Here is a 730-nt window from a genome sequence, read left to right as displayed (position 1 = left end):
TGGATGAGCGTCATATCGATGCTTTGCATGGTGTGCCTCACGAGCAACCGATCAAACTGGTCAGAAAAAGCTGCTGCTTGGTGTACAAGTGTGAAGGAAGAAAGCTCTGCGAGGACTGCCCGAGAGCTGCAAAAAACCGTCAGTTAATCATGCAAAAGAGCAAGAGTTAACAACTCGTTAACCTATGTAACAGTGCTCGATTTGTTATTGATAATAAGTATCATTGTCGATTCTTTCGCTACAACAAAAAGATAAATACAATGACAAATAGGAAGTTCTGTTTAAACCTCGTCCTATTAGCGATGAGCAGTGGATATGCAGCGCACGCATTGGCTGCGGAACAAGCTCAGCAACTGGCGTCTCAAAACGCAGCAGATGAACAATTAGTCGTGGTTGGCAGCGTCATGCCAAAATCTATCTCTGATATTCCCGGTACGGTTTGGTTTGTAGGGCAAGAAGAAATTGCTCAACAATACCGAGCAGGTAAAACTCTGGGTGATATTCTTTCTGCCACGATCCCTTCTTTAGATGTTGGCACTGGCGGCCGAACAAACTACGGCCAAAATCTGCGTGGCAGAGCCATGTTGGTCATGATTGATGGCGTTTCTCTGCAATCTTCTCGTCCTATCAGTCGTCAATTGGATGCGATTGACCCGTTCAACATCGAACGAATTGAAGTGCTTTCAGGCGCGACCTCCATTTATGGGGCTGGTGCGACGGGTGGTGTCAT

The 730-nt window shown here is 46.3% G+C and carries 2 protein-coding genes; both read left to right on the top strand.

Features of this window, described 5'->3' with window-relative positions:
* Positions 1-170 (top strand): (2Fe-2S)-binding protein (locus tag R7E78_RS26410; RefSeq protein WP_318058646.1); only part of this gene is annotated, 170 nt, incomplete at its 5' end.
* 90 nt (positions 171-260) lie between these two features.
* Positions 261-730 (top strand): TonB-dependent receptor plug domain-containing protein (locus tag R7E78_RS26405; protein ID WP_318058645.1); only part of this gene is annotated, 470 nt, incomplete at its 3' end.

The sequence above is a fragment of the Vibrio sp. YT-19(2023) genome, assembly GCF_033337395.1.
The sequence above is the reverse complement of the archived record's forward strand: the minus strand, read 5'-3'. Positions and strand labels throughout refer to the sequence as shown.